Raw genomic sequence first — 19892 nt, forward strand, 5'->3', positions numbered from 1 at the left:
TGATTTTTAATCATTTGGGAATAATTGACGGTTAGATAAGGATGAGAAAATAATTTTTGATACTCATAAAATCTGTTATATTATAGTACATACGAATTAAAAACATCAAATCCAGATAACTTACAAAATTCATAACTGACTAAGGTTAAATCATCATGTCTAGTATAAACACAGGTATTGAGTGGACAGATAAAACTTGGAATCCTACAACTGGTTGCGACAAAGTTAGTCCAGGTTGTGTGCATTGCTACGCAGAAGCTATTACTAAACGCTTTCCTAATAATTTCAAAAATGGATTTGATTTAACTCTACATCCAGAAAGATTGACAGAACCTTTAAAATGGCGTACTCCTAGTAGAATCTTTGTTAATTCAATGAGTGATCTTTTTCATGAAGAAGTACCTTTAGATTTTATTCAAAATGTATTTAAAGTCATTCATGCTACGCCTCATCACATATATCAAATATTAACAAAAAGACCTGAAAGATTAGTTGAATTAGCACCACATCTAGACTTTCATAAAAATATCTGGTTAGGTGTATCAGTAGAAAATCAAAGTTATGTTTCTCGTATTGATTTACTTCGCCAAGTTCCGGCAAATGTGCGTTTTCTTTCCTGTGAACCATTGTTAGGTTCATTAAATCTTAACCTTACAAATATTGATTGGGTCATTGTTGGTGGAGAATCTGGTCAAAAACATCGTCCAATGAATATTGAATGGGCTGAAGACATTCGTGACCAATGCCAAAAAGCAGAAGTTGCATTTTTCTTTAAGCAAATCGGTGGTAGAACTTCTAAAGCTGGTGGTAAGTTATTAGATGATAGAATATGGGACGAAATGCCAGAAGCTTGGCAAGAACATCAAAAAAAATGGGGTCAATCTCCTAGAAAATTAGCATTAAAAAAAGAAAATTTGCAACTTACTGCTTAGGTGGAAATGTGACCTTAACAGAATCTCCAAAGGTATTTTTTCTTCGTTCATTAATAGGTGGTTCTGTAGTAATTTTACCTTGAGATTCAAGATTTTTTAAAGCTGTTTGATAGTTTTGCTTAATATAATTTCTACCAACATTATGCTGTATATAAATTTCTTCCATACTCATTGTTTGACTAGCAAATTCATCTAATAGCATTTGTTCTAAATCATCTAGAGGAGTTGAGCTTTCAAACAGCGAAAGTTGTCTATAGTCGGCTGGATTATATTCAAAAGACGGTACACCTTGATTTTGATAAGAACTTTCTTTAGCCATGATATCTTTGATGATTTGATAGCCCCTTTTGTCCTTACTTACAAAAATTAAGTGATGGCTTGTACGTTTTTTCTTTTCATGTTTGAAACGAAACGGTTGAACATATTTAATACCAATTTCTTTTAATGCTTCACAAATAGCTTCGATAATAGTAAATTCTCTATTTTCTGACTTAATTAATTTTAATTTTTTGCGTACTATATCTGCTCTTATTTTGCCAAATAGGTCATTTATATCATCTTCAACAATGGGATTAGTTAAATCCATATTTATACGATTGTAATTAAAAAAGAAGAGGCAATCACAGCCCCAATTTTTCACAACTGCATAAATAAGGTTAAGTGATAATCCTTTATATGAGTATGGGTCTAAAAAAAATAGTGTAGGAACATCAAATATTTCAAGATTCTTTTCACCAATTTTAAAATTGGTTACTTCAGGTTTATATTTTAAATCATCAATGCCAGTAATTGCATCTATAGCTTTTTGCAAAGAATAGATGTGATCAACTTTAGCATCATTAAATAATGTCACTAGCATATTTCTTATATCTGGATCAGAAATAGCTTTTTCTAAAACTTTGATAGGTGTTGATTTTGAACCATCTTTGTACATACCTGTACCAGCGAAAAGGTCTATATAGGCAATTTTTTCATCTACTCTTCTACCTTTACTTTTTTGAGATTTAATCTGTGCAATAATTACTTTTGCCCAAGCCCAAAAATATTTTTCAACAATTCTGGCTTTTACTAAAGATTGCTCTTTCGGTTCATCAAAGAAGGAATCGTTACTCATACGTAATAGCTCCGTGTATACTGTAATTATATTAAGTTACAAATTACTGAATGTCTATATGCAATTCAAAGGTTTTAGTTTTTAAGCTTTATGCCTATCTCTTATAATTGATCGGATAACCTGCACACCTACATTTAGGCATGAAACTGTGACTGAACCTGGACAATACAAAGATACCGTCAACTTACCCAAGACTAACTTCGATATGCGGGCAAACGCCATTAAGCGCGAACCCGAAATCCAAAAATTCTGGGAAGAAAACAACATTTATTCTCAACTGGCGGAAAACAACCCCGGCGAATTATTTATACTGCACGATGGTCCTCCCTATGCTAACGGCCAGTTGCATATTGGTCATGCCTTAAATAAGATTCTCAAAGATATTATTAACCGCTACCATTTGCTCCAAGGTCGTAAAATTCGCTACGTTCCAGGCTGGGATTGTCACGGATTGCCAATTGAGTTGAAAGTTCTGCAAAATATGAAACAGGCAGAACGGCAAAATCTCACACCTTTGCAATTGCGACAAAAAGCAAAAGAGTTCGCACTAAAAACCGTAGACGAACAACGAGAAAGCTTTAAACGCTATGGGATTTGGGGTGATTGGGAAAATCCTTATTTAACCTTAAAACCAGAATACGAAGCCGCGCAAATTGGCGTTTTTGGGGAAATGTTCCTCAAAGGTTATATTTATCGCGGTTTAAAGCCTGTACATTGGAGTCCTAGTTCTAAAACCGCTTTAGCAGAAGCAGAGTTAGAATATCCTGAAGGTCACGTTTCCCGCAGTATTTACGCCGCTTTCCCGGTGCAGAAGGTTTCCGAAGGGTTAAAATCTAGTTTAGATGGCTTCTTGCCTGATTTGGGCGTGGCTGTGTGGACTACTACACCCTGGACTATTCCCGGTAATTTGGCTGTGGCTGTGAATGGTGCGTTGGAATATGCGGTGGTGGAGGTCTCACGCAGAGACGCGGAGGCACAGAGAGGATGCAAGTATCTGATTGTTGCGGCTGAGTTGGTTGATAGGTTGGCTGCGGTTTTGGATTGTGAGTTAACGGTAAAAGCCAAGTTCGCAGGGAAGGATTTGGAAGGGACTATTTACTCTCATCCTCTTTTTGACCGTGAAAGTCCGGTGGTGGTTGGTGGTGATTATATCACTACTGAGTCGGGGACTGGGTTGGTACATACTGCTCCTGGTCATGGTCAGGAGGACTACATTGTTGGTCAGCGTTACGGTTTGCCGATTCTTGCTCCTGTTGATGATAGTGGGAATTTTACGGATGAGGCTGGTAAATTTTCTGGCTTGAATGTTTTGGGCGATGGGAATCAAGCGATTATTGACGCTTTGCAGGAAGCTGGTTCTCTGTTGAAGGAGGAAGCTTATCCTCACAAGTATCCTTATGATTGGAGAACGAAGAAACCGACGATTTTCCGCGCTACTGAACAATGGTTTGCTTCTGTGGCTGGTTTTCGGGAGGAGGCTTTAAAGGCTATTTCATCTGTGCGTTGGATTCCTGCTCAAGGTGAAAACCGCATCACGCCGATGATAGCAGAAAGATCCGATTGGTGTATTTCTCGTCAACGTTCTTGGGGTGTGCCTATTCCAGTGTTTTATAATGAGGCAACTGGGGAAGTTTTGCTGAATGCGGACACTATTAACCATGTTCAAGCTATCATTGCCGAAAAGGGTTCTGATGCTTGGTGGGAGTTGTCGGTTGAGGAGTTGTTACCAGAACAATATCGCAATAATGGCAAGACTTACCGCAGAGGTACGGACACGATGGATGTCTGGTTTGATTCTGGTTCTTCTTGGGCAGCGGTAGCCAAGCAAAGGCAAGAGTTATGCTATCCTGTAGATATGTATTTGGAAGGTTCTGATCAACATCGGGGTTGGTTTCAATCGTCTTTGTTAACCAGTGTCGCGGTTAATGGCATTGCACCTTATAAAACTGTGTTAACTCATGGTTTCGTCTTGGATGAAAATGGACGAAAAATGAGTAAGTCGGTGGGGAATGTGGTAGATCCTCAGTTGATGATTCAAGGTGGGACTAACCAAAAACAACAACCCGCTTATGGTGCGGATGTTTTGCGGTTGTGGGTTTCTTCGGTTGATTATTCTGGTGATGTGCGGTTGGGTGGTAACATCATCAAGCAATTAGCTGATGTAAGAAATAAGATTCGCAACACGGCGCGGTTTTTATTGGGGAGTTTGCATGATTTTGATCCTCTCAAAGACGCTGTAGCTTTTGATGATTTACCAGATTTGGATAAATATATGCTGCACCGCATTCGTGAGGTGTTTAATGAGGTGACGGAAGCTTTTGATAGTTTCCAGTTTTTCCGCTTTTTCCAAACTGTGCAGAATTTCTGTGTTGTGGATTTGTCGAATTTCTATTTAGATGTTGCGAAAGATAGATTATATATCAGTTCGGCTGATGCTTTCCGTCGTCGTAGTTGTCAAACGGTGTTGCAAATTGCTTTGGAGAATTTAGCTAGAGCGATCGCCCCCGTTTTGTGTCATACTGCGGAAGATATCTGGCAATTTATTCCCTATAAAACCCAATATAAATCAGTGTTTCAAGCTGGTTGGGTGCAAGTAGATGATAAATGGGATAATCCTGAATTAGCGGAATTTTGGAAAACACTGCGACGGATTCGTGGTGATGTTAATAAGGTTTTAGAACAAGCACGGACAGAAAAGTTAATTGGTTCTTCTTTAGAAGCTATCGCTTTAATTTATCTCAGTGATGAAAAATTACGCGCTGCTATCGAACCGTTAAATGTTCGCGGTAATGGAATTGATGAATTACGGTATTTATTCCTCACTTCTCATGTGGAATTATTAGATACACCTGACGCATTAAAAGGATTAAAAACCCTGCGAGTTCAAGGTGAAGATAATTGGGATATTGGCGTAGTTAATGCCGCTGATTACGAAGATGATGGTAAATCATATCAGAAATGCGATCGCTGTTGGAATTATTCTACCCATGTAGGGGAGTCAGCAGAACATCCTTTACTTTGTGAAAGATGTGTTCCCGCTTTAGCTGGGGAGTTCTAGAACCATAATATCCCCGACTTCTGTCATTAATTTATAATTTATTTATAATATAATCAAGAAGTCGGGAATCTGGATTTTGTGCAACTGCAAATAAACCTTCATTACCATCTTTAATTATTATGGCCACACAATTATCTGTAGCTTTAGAAATTTTACCAATGGTTTTGAAAATGCAACCAAATATTATCAGAAGTGATGAGCAATTTTTTGAGTTTTGTCAATTAAACCGTGATTTAAGAATTGAACGCAATCAATTTAGAGATTTATTAATTATGTCACCTACAGATTCAGAAACAGGTGAACGTAACTTTAATTTAATTGGTGAATTAGGTATTTGGACAAAGCAAAATGGTACAGGAGTAGGATTTGGTTCTAGTGGTGGTTTTACATTACCCAATGGTGCAGTCCGTTCTCCTGACGCAGCTTGGATAAATCGCACAAAATGGGAAGCAATACCAACAGAACAAAGAAAAAAATTTGCACCTATTTGTCCTGAGTTTATCATTGAATTGCGTTCAGAAACTGATAACTTAAAGATTCTGCAAGAAAAGATGCAAGAATATATAGATAATGGTACACAATTAGGATGGTTAATTGATAGAAAACAACGCAAAGTATTTATTTATCGTCCTGATTGTGTTGTTGAAGAATTAGATAACCCCCAAACCTTAACTGGTGAGAATTTATTACCTGGATTTATTCTGGATTTAAGTCAGATTTGGTAATACAGCTTTAGTTAGGGAGTTCTAATCATCACAAATGCTAATTTGTGGAAACGTTATATAACTCTTTGGCGTTGCTGATTAAGAGTATGATTTTGTTTCACGCAGAGGCGCAGAGTCTACAGAGAGTAAGAGTTTGAAATCATTGATTTTTGAATTTCATACCCTAATTCAGCAACGCCAACTCTTTTTCCCACTTGGCTTCTAATATAGATTGTAAAGAATTTTGTTGACTGAAATGATAAGAACTCAGACTATGTTCTGATGTAAAGACTTTTTTCGCTAGTTTTGCTAAAATAGGTTTTGGTATCTCAGCAGTATGACGCAAGGCTAATACTGGCATTTCTTGCCAACAACTCCGGCAAAACCAGTAAGATTCAGCACCACGGATGTGATGTAAAAGCGAGTCGGAACAACAAGGGCAGTGAGGCATAATAGTTAAACATCCTTTTATTAAAAATGGTCGGCTAGTAATGTAGTTATGTAATGAATTGAGAGCAATTAAAACTTGTTATGTATATTCCTTAGAGTTTAACTCTCAAATATGAGGAACTTGTGAGGATGCTTATAGGAACAATATATTACGTAATATTTCGCTATATTGCCTCTACATTTGTTTACAATCTAAACTAAAACTCAGCGTAGGCAATTCATAATGCTTTTGTCCAAGAGGCTACGTTAACAAAAGTTAAAGCAAGTTTAAGATAGAAATTGTTCCCTATTCCCTTCTATATATTCCTCACAAGATCCTCAAAATCTCAGTGTATAAAAATAGTGGGTAAGGAAAAAAGCAACTCACCCAAAGGTTCTGAATTAAATAACAATATTTAAGGAATCTCAGAATATGCTAGAAATTACACGCAACCAAGAAAATAACCAAGTTACCCAAGAAGCTTTAGTATTACACTTTAACTCGGTGGGAATTGCAGATATTCCCTTAGTAGGTGGTAAAAATGCCTCTTTAGGGGAAATGATTCAACAACTCGGTCCCAAAGGGGTGAAAGTTCCCACGGGATTTGCGACAACAGCTTTTGCTTATAGATACTTTATTACTGGTGCTGGTTTAGAAGCCAAACTGAGAAAGATTTTTGCAGAGTTAGATGTCGAAGATATGGATAATCTGCGGGAATGTGGCAAACAAGCCAGATCATTGATGTTAGAAACACCATTTCCGTTAGAATTACAAGAAGCGATCGCTCGATCATATCAAAGTTTATGTCAAGAATACGGTATTAATACGGATGTCGCTGTTCGTTCTAGTGCTACAGCCGAAGATTTACCAGATGCAAGTTTTGCGGGACAACAAGAAACATACCTGAATGTACATGGACTCCAAAGCGTATTAGAATCTTGCCATAAATGCTTTGCTTCTATCTTTACAGACCGCGCCATTTCTTACCGACAAATTAAAGGTTTCGATCATTTTGAAGTCGCTTTATCAGTCGGTGTCCAAAAAATGGTACGTTCTGATTTAGCATCTTCTGGCGTAATGTTCTCCATTGACACCGAAACAGGCTTTAAAGATGCAGCTTTAATTACCGCTGCTTATGGTTTGGGTGAAAACGTAGTTCAAGGTGCAGTTAACCCAGATGAATATTTAGTATTTAAACCAACCTTAACTCAAGGATATAAACCTATTCTCCAAAAACGTTTGGGGACAAAAGAAATAAAAATGGTTTATGACCTTGGTGGGTCAAAATTAACCAAAAACATCCCCGTTCCCGAATCAGAACGCGGTCAATTTGCCCTGAATGACCAAGAAATTTTACAACTCGCCAAATGGGCTTGTATAATTGAGGATCATTATTCCCAAGTCCGTGGGATGGAAACACCAATGGATATTGAATGGGCAAAAGATGGCGTAACTGGTGAATTATTTATCGTTCAAGCTAGACCAGAAACAGTTCAATCTCAAAAATCCAAAACTGTTCTCAGAACTTATCAACTTAAAGAAAAAAGTCAAGTTTTATTAACAGGTCGTAGCGTTGGCGAAATGATTGGTCAAGGTAAAGCCAGAGTGATTCTTGACGTACATCAAATCAATCAATTCCAAGCCGGAGAAGTGTTAGTTACTAACCGCACAGATCCAGACTGGGAACCGATTATGAAAAAAGCTAGTGCTATTGTCACTAACTCTGGGGGACGGACTTGTTTTGATGGAGAAACAAAAATTCTCACCAATCAAGGTTTTATGACCATTGGGCAGATTTATGAACAAGGATATCAAGGATTATCAACTTTAGCCCTCAACACCAAAACCCATCAAATGGAATGGAAACCCATTACAGATGCCATGAAACGGACATCTAAAACAATTGGTGTGAGTGTATCTCAAACTGGGAGAGTCACAGATAATATCCTGCGATTAACTCCTGATCATAAAATGGTCAATCTGCGGAATGGTGAATATACCAAAACTGAGATTCAAGAAATGTTAGATACTCAGGAAATGGTGCTTGTATCTCAGAATATTCCCGTATTAGGTGACAACAAAAATCAAGAAGCGGATTTAGCTTATCTGATTGGGGGAATCATCACAGACGGTTCAATTTACACTAGTCGAACTCATGGGGAAGTCCAGTTTATTCAAAAATGTTTACCAGAAAAACAAGCATTCATAACTACTATGAACGACAAAATGAATGCTGTTTATGGTAAATCTTTTACTCCTTGTGAGAAAGCAGTATCTTCAGGTTATATCCGAGGAAAACAAGTAAAAGGACAAGCTACAGCTTATCGTGTTTATTCTAAAGCTATAGCTTACGACTTAAAAGAAAAAGAACAACAGATTACTCAAATTCTCCTAGAAAATACTTCAGAAGTTGCTTATCACTTCTTAGGAGGTGTGATTGATGGTGATGGCTGCTATGCTAATAATCGCATTAACATCTATATCTCGGAAGAGAATTTACTACAAGCTGTCATTATTGCTTGTTTAAAAATCAATACTGTTCCTCAAGTTACCAAAAATCGTCATATCTACAATGTCCAAATTGTAGAAAAATTAGAGCAAATTTTAGAATATACCCAACGAGTCAAAGGAGATATTAATCCCCGAATTATTCAAACCCGGTTTTTTGCTACTAATCAACTATTTGCTAACAATGTTACCGGAGAAATCAAACTTAGAAAAGATAAGAACTTATTGATTTCCGATAAACAACTGGGTGAAATAAGTCAATTTGCAGACATTTTAAAAGGTGATTTCCGAATGCAACGAGTTGTTAAAGTTGCAGATGCAGTAGACGCTGAAGTTTATAATATTACTGTTGCGGATCATCATAATTATCTGGTTTTTACGGATAAATATACTCCTGTAGTTGTTTGTAACTGTCACGCAGCAATTATTGCTAGAGAAATGGGCATACCAGCCTTAGTTGGTTGTGGAAATGCAACTACAGTTTTAGAAACTGGACAAGAGGTAACTGTTAGTTGTGCGGAAGGGGAAACAGGTCAAGTTTATGCAGGATTATTAAACTTTGAAATTCAAGAATTACCTTTAGATAATTTGCCGCGTACCCGCACTAAAATTATGATGAATGTGGGGAATCCAGAGGAAGCTTTAGGTTTAACAGCAATTCCTAATGATGGTGTTGGTTTAGCGAGAATGGAATTTATCATTGCTAACCAAATTAAAGCTCATCCTTTAGCATTATTACATTTTGACAAATTAGACGATGAACTGGCCAAATATAAAATTAGCGAATTAACAGCAGAATATGAAAATAAAGCTGAATTCTTTGTTTCTAAATTGGCACAAGGTATAGGCACAATAGCCGCAGCTTTTTATCCCAAACCCGTCATTGTTCGGTTGTCTGATTTCAAGAGTAATGAATATGCAAACCTCTTGGGTGGTAGACAATTTGAACCCAAAGAAGAAAACCCGATGATTGGTTGGCGTGGTGCTTCTCGCTACTATGATCCTCGTTATCGTGAAGGTTTTGCCCTAGAATGTCAAGCCATGAAACGGGTAAGGGATGATATGGGTTTAACCAATATGATTCTCATGGTTCCTTTCTGTCGCACTCCCGAAGAAGGAAAACGGGTATTAGCAGAAATGTCCAAAAATGGCTTGGTTCAAGGTGAAAATGGCTTAGAAGTTTACGTTATGTGCGAGTTACCTAGTAACGTCTTACTAGCTGATGAATTTAGCCAAATCTTTGACGGCTTCTCGATAGGTTCTAATGATTTGACTCAATTAACCTTAGGATTAGATCGAGATTCTGAATTAGTGGCACATTTATTTGATGAACGCAATGAAGCTGTAAAACGAACAATAGCAAAAGCGATCGCAACTGTCAAACAACATGGACGCAAAATAGGCATCTGCGGACAAGCACCTAGCGATTATCCAGAATTTGCTCGTTTCCTTGTTGAACAAGGCATTGATTCTATTAGTCTCAACCCTGATTCTGTGATTAAGACAATGTTAGAAATTGCTTCAGCAGAAAAAGGGGAATAAGTAATTGATAATTGACAATTGACAATTGACAATTATTAATGGGTGACAGGTGAACCAGCGCGGTCTTGGGGGTTTCCCCCATGAGCGACTGGTGAACCCGAAGGGTGACAGTGAAGAGGTAAGAGACAAGATCCGATTTTTCTCCCCTATTCCCTGTTTCCTGTCATCTACCTTTAGACGTATTTTTTGAAGGCGATCGCATACTTCAAGAAAATACTGAAGATTTATTTGGCGACGCACTTTATCACCATCGAGTTAGAATTATGGTATGGATTTAGTGTGCCATTATCCCCACTCCCAAACAACGGATATTTCGCGGTGAATCTCTCCTTCTCACCAGTGACTTACCTAGCAATATTGAGAATAAACATCTCCAAAAAAGAATGTAGAGCCGAGAATCCCTACATAAGGAACGTCTCTACAAGGGTTGTGGATAACGCAAATTTAATTTCTGGAGATATCTAATCAATATTTCCAAGTCCGTGGCACAAAATTACAGGAATTCATTGGGATTTTGGTATATCCCAATAGTTACAAAAATAAAAGTTTGTATATACTCAAAAGAATATATAATTTAATTAAACGCTTGAAAATTTAATTGTATCCGTATGGATTTTATGGCTGTGTTACATTGCACTAAATAAATTAAGTAGCTGGATGTGAGATCACCAAAATGTGTGAGGAAAAGTAAATAGGGCTGAAACCCTTTTTTTCCCTACTCCCTACTCTCTGCCCCTGCCTTGCCCCTACAAAAATTTTTAACGCCAACCTACTTAATAAAAGTATGTGACCTAATTTTATTACCAACTTTCATATATACCAATTCCCATTTTAGTCAGGTACAAGAAGAAAGAATTAACCGCAGATAAACGCCGATAAATTTCTACTTTATTAGACTAGGAAATGCTATATACCTGCCATCTTTAATTAATTAGTGATTTGCAGAGTTTTATAAATATGAATTTAGTTAGATCATCATCTACTGAACAGATTAGTCCATTGAATACATTAGCTTCCGGATTTAATCAGCGACTAATTAATCTACCTAACTTACATCAAATTATTAATTATTCTCCCTTAATTATTAATCCTGATAGTTTTGTTATAGATGCTATAAATTTGATGAATCAAGAACAAGAAAATAGCATCATAGCTAACGACCAAATTCGGGAAACAAACGACTATGTTTTAATAGTAGAAGAAAAACAGTTACAAGGAATATTTACTCTTAAAGATGTCCTGAGAGTCATTGCTTTGGGTATCAACCTATCAGAGGTGAAAATATCCCAGGTGATGACTCAGCCACCAATTACTCTTAAACATTCAGTATCTGAGCATATTCTGACAGCCTTCTCACTGTTTGAGGAGTATTGTATTCAGCATTTGCCAATAGTAGATGACGAAGAGATGCTAATAGGTATTGTTAGCAAGAAACGTCTCATTCAATCATTAGATTTAGAAGCAATAGTTGGTGTAACTGAGGCATTACAGGAACATTTTACCAGTTCAGAAACAGAACACAAACCAATTAATCAAGAATTGGAAGTCATTCGTTGGCAAGCTTATAATTATTTACAAAGATGGTTAGAAAAACAGGTCGCTTATAGTGTAGGAATTAAAGATATACTTCAGGAAACTTTAGAAGAACTGCAAATTGTGGAAGAGGAACTGCGACAACAAAATGAACAACTGATCTTTTCTCGTGACACAACAGAAGCAGAGCGACAGCGATATCAAAATCTATTTGAATTTGCCCCAAATGGTTATTTGGTAACTGATGCTTTAGGTGTTATTCAGGAAGCTAATCATACAGCAGCATCTTTGCTGTGTGTACCTAAACAATATCTAATTGGCAAACCATTGGTAATTTTCATTGCCGAACAATATCGTCCTGAATGTGTATCCCGGTTGTTAAAATTGCAGCATATAGATGAATGGGAAATGTGTTTCCAGCCTCGCAAAGGTTCACCTTTTCCTGGTAATGTGAGAGTAAATATTCTGTTTGATAGTGAAGGCAACCGGACTGGTTGTATATGGTCAATATTTGATATTAGCGATCGCAAACAAATAGAAATCGCACTACGGGAAGATAGCGATGTCTTAGAAAAACGGGTTGCAGAACGCACAGCAGAATTAGTAGTTGCCAATGCGCGGTTGCAGCAGGAAATCATGGAACGTCAAAAGATGCAAGAGTCATTAGAAGAAAGTGAAGAACGACTCAGTTTAGCAATGGAAGCGGGTAATACAGGAATATGGGATTGGCATATCCAAAGCAATAAAACCCTTTGGTCTCATAATATGGGGCCAATGTATGGTTTACCTAGTCATACCCAGTGTCCCAATATTGAGGACTTTCTCAGTTTAATCTATCCTGAAGACCGCGAATATTTTCGTGAACGTGTAAATTACGCTATTCAGGAAAGAGCTATTTTCAACTGTCAGCATCGAGTAGTGTGGCGTGATGGTAGTATACATTGGTTAAGTGCCACAGGTAAAGTCTACTATGACGAAACTGGAAAGCCAAAACGGATGATTGGCACAACTAAGGACATTTCCGAACGCAAGCTAATAGAACAACAAATCTATGAACAAGCTGCTCTTTTAGATATTGCTACTGATGGAATTTTTGTGCGAGATTTCCAAGCTCAAATTCTCTTTTGGAATCAAGGCGCTTACAGGATGTATGGTTGGCTAAGAGAAGAAGTTTTAGGTAAGAATATTAGAGATATTTTTTATCATTCAATTTCCTGTGAACAAGAAATAGTTGCTCTAAACACTGTAGTTAAATCTGGAATTTGGCAGGGTGAGTTACACAAGCAGACAAAATCAGGGCAGGAAATTATTGTCCAAAGTCGCTGGACATTGATGTTAGATGGAGATGATCAACCTAAATCTATTCTGACAGTAGATACTGATATTACAGAAAAAAAACAGTTAGAAGAGCAATTTCTCCGCGCTCAAAGATTGGAAAGTATCGGTACTTTAGCTGGTGGGATTGCCCACGATATCAATAATATCTTGACACCAATTTTAGGTTCTGCTCAATTCCTGAAAGGTAGATTTGGTAAAGATAAAGATCATCATCAGCAAATGCTGACAATCATTGAGAATAATGCTAAACAAGGGGCAGCTTTAGTTAGACAATTGTTATCTTTTGCTAGAGGAGTAGAAGGTAAATATATCACTTTACAAGTTAATGATTTGATTAGGGATATTATACAGCTTGCTCAACAAACATTTTCTAAATCTATCAAATTTTATACCCATCTGCATCCGAAATTATCAACAGTTTCTGGAGATAAAACCCAACTACATCAAGTATTAATGAATTTAGTTGTTAATGCTGCTGATGCTATGCCCAATGGTGGTGATCTTTCTATTGCTACGGGGAATTTGTATCTTGATGAAGAAATGACGCGGATAAATTGTAATGCTAGAGTGGGAAATTATATTGTTATTAGTGTTACAGATACAGGCATGGGAATGCCACCGCAAGTATTAGAGAGAATTTTTGAGCCATTTTTTACTACTAAAGATATTGGTCAAGGAACAGGATTAGGACTATCAACAGTATTAGGAATTATTCAAAGTCATAAGGGGTTTATTGATGTAGCTAGTCAAGTTGATAGAGGTAGTAAATTTCAGATATTTTTACCATCGGTACTCCAAGAAGTTCCACCATTAGAACCTGAAAATCATGACCTGTTTCAAGGAACGGGAGAGTTAATTTTAATAGTAGATGATGAAATGCAAATTTGTGAAGTTACAAAAACCATTTTAGAAAACTATAATTATCAAACCCTGACTGCTAAAAATGGCATGGAAGCGATCGCTCTTTATGCCCAACACCAAGAGCAAATTAAAGTGGTCTTAATGGATATGATGATGCCAGAAATGGATGGAACAGCGGCTATTCGCGTCTTAAAAAAAATCAATCCCCAAGTCCAAATAATTGCTTGTAGTGGACTCAATAACCACAAGATGTTAGAACCAGATAATGAAATCCAAGTTTCAGATATTTTATCAAAACCCTACACAAATCAAGAATTACTAGAAAAATTACATTTTGTATTAACGGGAGTTTAGTTGTTAGGGCTAGGAGTCAGGATTGGTAAGGGCGTATCCCTGACGGGAGATGGAAGCATCAGCATTCGGTGTAAGGGCGTATCCCTGACGGGAGATGGAAGCATCAGCATTCGGTGTAAGGGCGAAGCATTCGGAAAATAAACATGGGAAAAAACCGATAATTAATCGCCCGAATGCTTCGCCCCTACATGGGAAAAAACCGATAATTAATCGCCCGAATGCTTCGCCCCTACTTGGACAAAATAGGAAAAATACTAACTGCAACTGCTTGTACAGATTTATCTATCCTAGTGAGGATGTAATCAATAATTTATTGGTAATCTAAATTTCAGTAGTTGCAGTTGTCCATCTATTAATTTTCACCATTGTGGTGGTTAGGGACTTATAGCCAAAATTAATACCGACAAATTTCAGGATTTTATAGCTTAAATTTACAGTTATTATTGCATTTAGCAGCAATGCGGGCAAAAAATAAATCTATCTTTTAGACGTTTTGTTTGAGATGGAGATTTCTGTATAGTATGATGGGTTACGAAAATCTACCATGTAATTAAAAAAATGATTTATTTTTGACAGAAAATATCTTGCCCAAATTAGAAATTAATTCAAAAAACTCAACACATACACTCACTTGATTGTATCTAGTGTTTCCACCAAAAACTTAAAATATTGAAAAACGATGAATACAACTTGGCAAGGAATAACCCAGTTGACAGGAGTTGGTTTGTCGAACAGGGTACAGCAATTTTTAGCACAGTCATCGAACTTTCCCACTGATAGAGCAGAAGTCAACCCAGGAGTTACTAATGTTCCCGGAGTTGTCGGACAGCTAATTCTGTTTATTCCCCGTTTACTGGGTTCTGCGGCGATTTTGTTAGTTGGTTGGCTCATTGCAGCGATCGCAGCCAAAGCAGTAGAAGGAATCCTCAATCGGACAAACATAGATAACCGGATTGCCTCTGGGATGACTGGTCGTGAGGATACTCCTCAGATTGAAAAATTAATCTCTGGGCTAGTTTTTTGGAGTATATTTCTGTTGACAGTCGTGGCTGTTTTACAGAACCTGGGTTTAGAAGTAGCTTCTCGACCACTTAATAGTTTTCTCGATCAACTGATTGGCTTTTTGCCCCAGATAGTTGGTGCAGGTATAATTTTGGGTGTGGCTTGGTTTTTAGCGACTATCGTGAAGCTATTGACTGTAAGAGCATTAGATACTTTGCGACTAGATGAACGGCTGCGGGAAGAAACCCAAGATGGTACACCCAGCACAAATCAATTGTCTCTGAGTGAGACCATTGGGAATGCTTTATATTGGTTCATCTTTTTATTGTTTCTGGGCTTATTTCTGGAAACATTGGGGCTTCAGACGGCATTACAACCAGTACAAGTTTTAACTATAGAGATTCTTTCCATTCTACCCAACATTTTCGCAGCAATTCTCATTGGGACAATTGGTTGGTTTATAGCGAATATTGTCCAGCGGATTGTCACTAATTTATTACATACAACTGGAATTGATGATCTGGGGAGAAGGTTAGGACTATCTTCATCTACAGGGGGGCAATCTTTATCAAATATTATCGGCACAATTGTCTATATTTTGATTTTGATTCCTGTAGCGATCGCCTCACTTAATGCTCTCCAAATTGAGGCGATTTCTGCACCAGCAATTGTGATGCTGCAACAAGTTCTTAATACTTTGCCGAGTATTTTTACGGCATTAGGAATTTTAATTGTTGCTTATTTTCTGGGTAAGTTTGTCTCGGAGTTGGTGACAACTATTCTGACCAGCTTAGGCTTTAACAATATTTTCACTATTCTGGGTTTGCCCTCAGTCAGAAGACAAGTGGTTTATTCAGAAGAACCCACTTCAGTTGTAACCGTAACCCGTACACCTTCAGAAGTAGCGGGAATTATTGTACTAGTCGGTATCATGCTGTTTGCAACTGTAGCAGCAGTAAATATTCTCAATATTCCTGCTCTGACAGCATTGGTAATGGGTATTGTCATTATCTTGGGACGAATTTTAGCGGGATTGGTGGTATTTGCCATTGGTTTATTTTTGGCAAATCTAGCTTTTAGTATTATTAGCAGTTCTGGTAATTCCCAAGCTAGAGTTTTAGCTCAAGTAGCGCGGATTGCAATTATTGCCTTAGTTTCAGCGATGGCACTCCAACAAATTGGGATTGCTCCCGATATCGTGAATTTAGCCTTTGGTCTGTTATTTGGTGCGATCGCTGTCGCTATTGCCTTAGCCTTTGGTTTAGGTGGACGTGATGTTGCCCAAGAACAAATGAGAGAGTGGTTAGCTTCTTTTAAGGAAACCAGGAATTAAAGAATAGAAAACATATCAATTAGGGACTTCCAAAAAATAAACTATTCCCTAATTGATTCCTGATCATTTTTCATAAGACCTCGCGGTAAGTGGGAAACTCAGACACTTCAGTGCTGAGAGGGATGGTTCGACGCAGCTCACCAGCCGCGACACGGGCAGTTCGACAAGCTCACTGACCACGGTTTTAACCGCATTGAATCTTTTAATTTGAGTAGCCATAACCATCTTTCTTGTGGATGGTTTTACAGGTTTTATAGTTAAGTCCTTGGACTAATCCATTCCTAGTTGAGATGTTGAAACTTCCTGTCGCGCGAGTAGCAATCCTTCCAATATATTCGCCAACTTTTTTACCTGTTTTGACAACTGACTTAACGATGTCTCCTGTTTGAAAACCAAAATGAAATTTAATTCTAGAACAGTGACGATTTGGAAAACCAAATTTATCGGTTCTGCAAGATTGTCTAGTGCCGTGACCGTTAGCTGTAATTAACAATGGCTTAACACCTTTGATATTTAGAATTGGAGTTGATTGACCAACACAAGCCGCGTCAATCCAGTGAGTTTTCTTTAGTTTCTGCTTGCTACGGTTGAATTTAGTTAAACCTCCTGAACCAGTTTCTACGGGTAATCCAGTCGCTTTTAAAACTTCTAGTAATGCAAAACGAGTTGTGTTTACTGCGGCTGCATCAGCTAGTGGTCTTTTTGCTTGCTTCAAGATTTTTTCTAACTTTAATGGGTCTTTCTTGAGGAAATCTTTAATATCTTTCGTTCCTTTTTTGGTGTTACATTTTTCACAACTTAAAGTGAGATTTGTTATTGAATTACTACCACCCTTGGCTCGTGGATGAATATGCTCTACTTGAAAAGGAACGTCTTTCACTCCACAATAGCCGCATTGCCTATCCCACTTTTCTAATAAGTATTCTCTGGTTTCGTAACCAGCTAAAGTTCCTTGTTGATATTCCTTGCCTTGAATATCAGGATTAGCCATTAACTGCATATCAAACCGTACCAATTCTTGACTAATAGCCTCAATTCGTGCAAGGTTACACAACTTCTTAACCCAAGTTTTGATATTCTCAATTCGACTTTGTAAGCTTGGTGCTAACCATCCCTCTGGACGGGTTCTATTTAAGAATCTTGGCTGTCTGTAACGAGTTTTTCTACCACGTCTAGAACGTCTTAATTGTCTTCTAGAAGTTAAGGACTCTCGAATTGCAAAACCTCTATGTTTTAATTCAGCAGCAAATACAACCTCACCAGTAACGTCATTGATTAATGCTATTCCTGTATGCTTTGCACCAGGGTCAAGCTTTAATCTCAAAGGAGAAACAGCAGAATCAGAGTGCGATTCTTTGAGGATAATTGTGAATGGGAATCGTCTGAATACGGCTGCTTTTTTGTTTCTTAATAGTTGTCTAGCTTGGGCTGAATGAATTGGATCTAGCGGTCGTTTGTCAGTGTCAATTACAAATACTTTGGACATAAAGTCCCTCCTTTCGACTGCGCTCAAGGCAAGCCTTGCGGGTAATGTTAGCTGAATGCCTCCGGCACGCTGCGCGAACGTCAATGTTTTAAGAGCTTGTTAGGCTGGCAACACTGTTTCAGTGACTTTGAAACTGTTTAATCACAAGCGACAGAGCAGGGAACTAGCTACGGATTCCAGGGTGTCGTGACTCAAAAAACGTAGTCAGTGAAGACTTAGACTGGTCAGTACAGCTTGCAATTTCTTACAAGCTCAGTCCCTTTAGGTCTGAGTTACTGACATAGCAGTATGCACTCTTGGTGAGATACAGTCACCCAATCGCAAACCCTGTAGGGGCGCAGGGGTCTGCGCCCTCGATTGTATTGCATCCTACCGATAACCGCTATAGTATCAACGTTCAAATATGCACATGATCAATCTTGAATAGCCTTTAAACCATTGATTTATGGCGTTGCTGATTAACGGTATGAATTTTAGTCTCACGCAAAGGCGCAAAGACGCAAAGGTAAGAGTTTTAAAGGTTCAATTTAGGAATTTCATACCTCAATATGGCTATCGCCACGCAGGCTATCAGCAACGCCTGATTTATCAGGTTGTTAGGTCTATTCAGATCGCTATTCACCAACATAAATGCCTAAAGAACGAGCGGTTTGGACTAAATCACCATGAGGATTAACAAGAGAGGGATTTTTATCTATAACATCTTGAATAGGGAAATTGACAACTCGCCCATTTTGCCAAGCTAACATTTGATCATATTTTTCTTGGGCAATTAAATCAACTGCAACCTTACCAAACATAGTAGCAGTAAGTCGATCTAAAGCTGAGGGTATACCACCACGTTGAATATGTCCTAATACAGAAACTCTAGTATCAATCAGATGATTACTACAATTAGCAATTTGTTCGGCAATATATTGACCTTTACCACATTTAGCCGTTGTACAATTATCAGCATCATCTATATCTTTTGAACAAGGAAATATTCCTTCAGCAACAACAACTATGGCAAATTTCCGTTGCCAGCGATCGCGCAATTCAGTAAGATGATTACACAAACCCTGAATAGTATAGGGGACTTCCGGAATTAAAATCACATCAGCACCCCCGGCAATCCCTGAGTATAATGCCAAATGTCCGGCTGTGCGTCCCATCACTTCAATAATCATCACTCGGTCATGACTAGCAGCCGTAAACGTGAGACGATTAATAGCATCTACAACTGTATTCACTGCCGTATCAAAGCCAATTGAGCGTTCTGTCAGCGCAACATCATGATCAATAGTTTTGGGAATAGCAACTAAATTCCAATTACCTAAAACTGCTAATTGATGAATAATATTTAAACTACCATCTCCACCGACAGCAATTAAAGCATCTAAACCGATAGCTTCATAACCGGCTAATATTTCCTTCGCAGAACCTAAAGTATCCCCTTTATTAATACTACCTAAAACCGTTCCTCCCATATTTAGCAAAGGGTCAATACCCCGCAAATCCCAACCATGTATACTTAAAGGTACAGTTTTTCCCTCTAGCAAACCTTGAGTTGAATAAGGAATACCCACCACTTCCCAATCATAAGTCCTGGTTGCATGACTTACTGCTGCACGAATCACACAATTTAGACCAGGACAGTCACCACCACTAGTAAGAATACCAATACGTTTTTTCATAAATGCAGGAAGAAGGAGTCA

General features: G+C 37.9%; 10 protein-coding genes. 6 read left to right on the forward strand and 4 right to left on the reverse strand.

Going from position 1 to position 19892, the window contains the following annotated elements:
• The first annotated feature begins 155 nt into the window (after positions 1-155).
• On the forward strand, positions 156-932 hold the full coding sequence (locus FJR04_RS22495; RefSeq protein ID WP_168498999.1) for a DUF5131 family protein: 777 nt from the start codon (positions 156-158) through the stop codon (positions 930-932).
• On the opposite strand, the gene FJR04_RS22500 is transcribed toward FJR04_RS22495, so the two are convergent.
• The gene (locus FJR04_RS22500; protein WP_168499001.1) at positions 922-2046 is read right to left on the reverse strand and encodes a three-Cys-motif partner protein TcmP; all 1125 of its coding nucleotides are present in this window, start codon (positions 2044-2046) and stop codon (positions 922-924) included. The genes FJR04_RS22495 and FJR04_RS22500 overlap by 11 nt on opposite strands.
• A gap of 148 nt (positions 2047-2194) precedes the next feature.
• Here FJR04_RS22500 and ileS point away from each other — a divergent pair, with 148 nt between their 5' ends.
• Positions 2195-5104 (forward strand): isoleucine--tRNA ligase, encoded by a 2910-nt coding sequence (gene ileS / locus FJR04_RS22505; RefSeq protein ID WP_168499003.1) that lies wholly within the window; start codon positions 2195-2197, stop codon positions 5102-5104.
• A gap of 119 nt (positions 5105-5223) precedes the next feature.
• Positions 5224-5829, forward strand: coding sequence for a Uma2 family endonuclease (locus FJR04_RS22510; RefSeq protein WP_168499005.1), 606 nt, complete (start codon positions 5224-5226; stop codon positions 5827-5829).
• Between the two features lie 163 nt (positions 5830-5992).
• Here FJR04_RS22510 and FJR04_RS22515 read toward each other — a convergent pair whose 3' ends face one another.
• Entirely contained in the window at positions 5993-6259 is a 267-nt protein-coding gene (locus FJR04_RS22515) for a hypothetical protein (protein ID WP_168498997.1), read from the reverse strand.
• A gap of 411 nt (positions 6260-6670) precedes the next feature.
• Between FJR04_RS22515 and ppsA the strand changes: the two genes are divergently transcribed.
• The 3 genes from ppsA (at position 6671) to FJR04_RS22530 (ending at position 16709) form a co-directional block, all read left to right on the forward strand.
• Complete coding sequence (gene ppsA / locus FJR04_RS22520; RefSeq protein WP_168499007.1) at positions 6671-10288, forward strand: phosphoenolpyruvate synthase; 3618 nt, start codon at positions 6671-6673, stop codon at positions 10286-10288.
• 957 nt (positions 10289-11245) lie between these two features.
• Positions 11246-14374, forward strand: a complete 3129-nt coding sequence (locus FJR04_RS22525; RefSeq protein WP_168499009.1) for a PAS domain S-box protein — start codon at positions 11246-11248, stop codon at positions 14372-14374.
• Between the two features lie 679 nt (positions 14375-15053).
• Positions 15054-16709, forward strand: a complete 1656-nt coding sequence (locus tag FJR04_RS22530; protein ID WP_168499011.1) for a mechanosensitive ion channel — start codon at positions 15054-15056, stop codon at positions 16707-16709.
• A gap of 202 nt (positions 16710-16911) precedes the next feature.
• Here FJR04_RS22530 and iscB read toward each other — a convergent pair whose 3' ends face one another.
• Complete coding sequence (gene iscB / locus FJR04_RS22535) at positions 16912-18195, reverse strand: RNA-guided endonuclease IscB (RefSeq protein WP_168499013.1); 1284 nt, start codon at positions 18193-18195, stop codon at positions 16912-16914.
• A gap of 614 nt (positions 18196-18809) precedes the next feature.
• Positions 18810-19871, reverse strand: coding sequence for an ATP-dependent 6-phosphofructokinase (locus tag FJR04_RS22540; protein WP_168499015.1), 1062 nt, complete (start codon positions 19869-19871; stop codon positions 18810-18812).
• Between the last annotated feature and the right edge of the window lie 21 nt (positions 19872-19892).

This window comes from Anabaena sp. UHCC 0204 (assembly GCF_009711975.1).
GTDB lineage: Bacteria > Cyanobacteriota > Cyanobacteriia > Cyanobacteriales > Nostocaceae > Dolichospermum.

Coding starts and splice junctions, on each gene's coding strand:
- FJR04_RS22495 (WP_168498999.1), top strand. CDS start 156: ATGTCTAGTATAAACACAGGTATTGAGTGGACAGATAAAACTTGGAAT.
- FJR04_RS22530 (WP_168499011.1), top strand. CDS start 15,054: ATGAATACAACTTGGCAAGGAATAACCCAGTTGACAGGAGTTGGTTTG.
- ppsA (WP_168499007.1), top strand. CDS start 6,671: ATGCTAGAAATTACACGCAACCAAGAAAATAACCAAGTTACCCAAGAA.
- FJR04_RS22525 (WP_168499009.1), top strand. CDS start 11,246: ATGAATTTAGTTAGATCATCATCTACTGAACAGATTAGTCCATTGAAT.
- FJR04_RS22540 (WP_168499015.1), bottom strand. CDS start 19,871: ATGAAAAAACGTATTGGTATTCTTACTAGTGGTGGTGACTGTCCTGGT.
- FJR04_RS22500 (WP_168499001.1), bottom strand. CDS start 2,046: ATGAGTAACGATTCCTTCTTTGATGAACCGAAAGAGCAATCTTTAGTA.
- FJR04_RS22515 (WP_168498997.1), bottom strand. CDS start 6,259: ATGCCTCACTGCCCTTGTTGTTCCGACTCGCTTTTACATCACATCCGT.
- iscB (WP_168499013.1), bottom strand. CDS start 18,195: ATGTCCAAAGTATTTGTAATTGACACTGACAAACGACCGCTAGATCCA.
- FJR04_RS22510 (WP_168499005.1), top strand. CDS start 5,224: ATGGCCACACAATTATCTGTAGCTTTAGAAATTTTACCAATGGTTTTG.